General features: G+C 69.5%; 4 protein-coding genes. 1 reads left to right on the top strand and 3 read right to left on the bottom strand.

Annotated features, from left to right (window positions below; genetic code table 11):
• The 3 genes from MKL11_RS06640 to MKL11_RS06630 all read right to left on the bottom strand — a co-directional run.
• Positions 1–594, bottom strand: a 594-nt coding sequence (locus tag MKL11_RS06640) for a sensor histidine kinase (protein ID WP_279600324.1), incomplete at its 3' end; no start/stop codon positions are given.
• Positions 591–1,808 carry an FIST signal transduction protein gene (locus MKL11_RS06635; protein WP_243941480.1) on the bottom strand — a complete coding sequence of 406 codons (1,218 nt, stop codon included), beginning with the start codon at positions 1,806–1,808 and terminating at the stop codon, positions 591–593. The genes MKL11_RS06640 and MKL11_RS06635, both read right to left, overlap by 4 nt.
• Before the next feature lie 146 nt (positions 1,809–1,954).
• Positions 1,955–2,542, bottom strand: a complete 588-nt coding sequence (locus MKL11_RS06630) for a c-type cytochrome, methanol metabolism-related (RefSeq protein WP_243941478.1) — start codon at positions 2,540–2,542, stop codon at positions 1,955–1,957.
• 263 nt (positions 2,543–2,805) lie between these two features.
• Here MKL11_RS06630 and MKL11_RS06625 point away from each other — a divergent pair.
• Positions 2,806–3,159, top strand: a 354-nt coding sequence (locus MKL11_RS06625) for a transglutaminase-like cysteine peptidase (protein ID WP_243941477.1), incomplete at its 3' end; no start/stop codon positions are given.

Raw genomic sequence — 3,159 nt, 5'->3', positions numbered from 1 at the left:
GGTGACCGTGATGTCCGGGCAGCGCACCGCGAGGCGCAGGCCCTTGCGCTCGGCGAACGGCTTGAAGCTCTCGGCCAGCTCCGCCAGCAGGCCGGGCAAGAACACCGGCTGCAGCTGCGGCCGGACGATGCCGGCATCGAGCTTGGAGATGTCGAGGAGCGTCTTGATCAGGTCCTCGATGGTCTGAAGACCCCGTTCCACCTGGCCCGTGATGGTGCGCGCCTCGGGCGGCAGCGGCAGGTCGTCCAGGGCCGAGATCGAGAGGCGGGCGGCGTTCACGGGCTGGAGCAGATCGTGGCTCGCCGCCGCCAGGAACCGGGTCTTGGAGCGGTTGGCGGTCTCGGCCTCCTCCTTGGCCGCGGCCAGCGCCTCGTTGGAGCGCTCCAGGCGGTGCATCAGCCCGGTCAGCTCCTCGGTGCGGGTGCGGACGCGGCCTTCCAGCATGATCGCGGTCTGGAACAGCGAGTAGGCGCTGCCGCGCTGGTCCATGCTGCGCTCGACATGGGACATCAGCGCGGCGTTGATCCGCTCCAGCTTCTCGATCCGCCGGCGCAGGGATTCGTCGGTCTCGAGCCCGCCCGGGTGCAGGGTCATGACGCGACCGGGGCGTCGCTCGCCTCGGCGCGCCCGGAGAACCCCTTGCCGATGGCGATGCCGGTGAACGTCTGGTTGAGATGCATCGCCCGATACTGCTCGCCGAAGGTCTCGAAGCCGACGACGTTGTAGCGGCGGTACAGGTCGGCGATGCCGTGGCCCACCTGCCGGCTCTCGGCATCGAGCCGGCGCAGCACGCATTCGAAGCCGATGATCAGGTCGACGCCGCCCAAAGCCGTGTCGAGGCGCGCCAGCTCCTCTCGGGTGGCGGTGACGATGTCGCGCGGCTCGGCCAGCGTCAGCACCACGCCCTCGTCGATGGCGCAGAAGAAGCTGAGCGACCCGTCCGCGTTCATGCGGCGGATCGAGCGGCAGAAATACTCGCCGCCGACCTTCACGGCGAGCGGGTAGGCCGCGAAGCTCATCGGCGACAGGCCCTCGGGGTCGAGGCCGATCGCCATGGCGTAGTCGCGCGCCGCCGGCTCGGCGTTGAGCTCGTAGACGATGCGCCGTTCGCTGTCCGAGGCGGTGACCACGAACTTGGTCTGGGTCGGCTCGAAATTGTCGCTCTTGAAGATCTCGAACGGAAAATCGGTCTCGACTAGGACCAGCACCGCCGCCTTGCGGTGGATCCGGCCGCCATGCAGCAGCACGGCGTCGCGGAAGCGCAGGTCGTCGCCCGCCGAGCCGCCGACGATCGGGATACCGTCGAGCGCCCAGGCGATGGCCGAGACGACGGTCTCCTCCGCGTTGGCGAGGCCGTCGATCAGCGACAGCGCGAAGCGGCGGCCGGCGGCCTGCGCATCGGCTTCGCGGCAGGGACCCGCCGGGTCGAGGGTCCGGCGCAGGGCCCGCACGGCCGAGGCGGTGCGTTCGACATCGAGATGGTCGATCGCGTCGAGCACCGTCGAGACGATGCGGAAGCGCTCGGCCGGGAAGGCGACGACCACGAGGCCGCGATCGAGGCCGCCGGCCGGGGCGATACCCCCCGACATCGAGCAGCCCGCGACCGGGACGCCGGGGAATTGCGCCGCCATGGCGGCGGCCAGGATCTCGGGATCGTAATCGGCCGAGAAGAACGCGACGATCTGGGACAGGGACGGGGTGCCGATCGCTCGCGCGATGCCGGAGACGGCGTCAGACGCCGAGGCGGCCTCCGACCAGGCCGTCCAGATGCCGCACGCCTGGCGGCGCGCTCCCGTCCCTTGAGCCACGGTCCACTCCCCAACACCCCCTTCGGCGAGTTTTGCCCTCGCTCTTCAGAGTCTTGAGGAGAGTATGTCGTGCGCAACCGAGCGGCGCAACGGGGCGTCCCGCCGCCGGCTTCGAGGCGCCGGGACGAGCGGGATGCCGCCGCGCGTCATTTCATGCAGGCATCCTCCGCCTTCTCGAAGGCAGCGGGTTTCGGCTCGTGCTCGGCCGGCCGGTTCCGCCCGACCGCCCCGTCCGAACGGGCGCGCAGGTAGGTGTAGATGTCCGGCATGTAGCACATGACGTTCCGGTTATCCCCGAAGGCCGGCATGACCAGCTCCTGCGAGGCGTTCACATCCTTCTTGCCGCCGACGATGATGCCGGCAAAATGGGCGTAGTCCATGCCCTTGAGCGCATCGACCAGGGAGGGCGCGTAGGTCGAGCCCATGCCGTCCGGGCCGTGGCAGACGATGCAGTTGGCGTTGTACCGCAGGTAGCCGGACATCGTGTACCAATCGACCTTCTTGCCGCCGTCGGTGACGTGATAGGTCGGGTCGCCGTTCTTGTCGGTGTATTGGCCGTCCTGGACCTTGGCCGGCTGCGTCGGGCCGTCGCTCTTGAGATCGCCCGCGCCCGGGCTGCCGGAGTTCGGTTGCGGATCGGCCGGGCTTGCGGCCGAGGCCGGACTGGCCGTCAGGGTTCCGATCACCAGCCCCGCGCAGGCGAACCCCGCCAAGATGTTTGTTGTGCACCGCATGGACGTTCCTCTGGCCGCCCACGGGTTTTGGTTGTTGCGGTGGCGGCGGTGATCAACGGCGATCCCCGCCTCCGAACACCCTCGGGAATCTTCACATTTTCGCGTGGATCGGGCTCGCGGGGAGGCGCCGGCGCCACAGGCCGGGATATTCCTGCGTCATCCGCGTTGCGCACAGCATTAACCTTTTGTTAATCCGCCGATTGCCGCCGGGCCCCCGGCGTGAGAGCTTTCGTTAACGAGAGCTTAACGGTTGGGTCACGGCGATGCGGTTCGCGGCTTCCAAGGTGCAGGGTTCGGTCGCCAGCTCCGCACCGCGTCGGGTTTCCCGCCGCCGTCGCGTACTGGCCGGGTTGGCCTGGGCGGCTCTGTCCATCGCCGGTCTCGGTGCCGGTGCGGTGCAGGCGCAGACCTTCGCGAGCCTGCCGTCCCCGCAGATCGGGGCCGAGCCCCAGGGCGCGGCGCGGCCGATCGCGGCCTGGGTGACGTTCTGCCAGTCCTACGCGGCGGAATGTGCGGTGGACCGGAGCGAGCCGGCCCGCATCAGCCTCACCCCGGCGACCTGGGCGACGATCGTCTCGGTCAACCGCCGGGTGAACAAGTCGGTCGAGCCGATGACC

This window comes from Methylobacterium sp. J-077, from assembly GCF_022829365.1.
Taxonomy (GTDB): Bacteria; Pseudomonadota; Alphaproteobacteria; order Rhizobiales; family Beijerinckiaceae; genus Methylobacterium.
The sequence above is the reverse complement of the archived record's forward strand: the minus strand, read 5'-3'. Positions and strand labels throughout refer to the sequence as shown.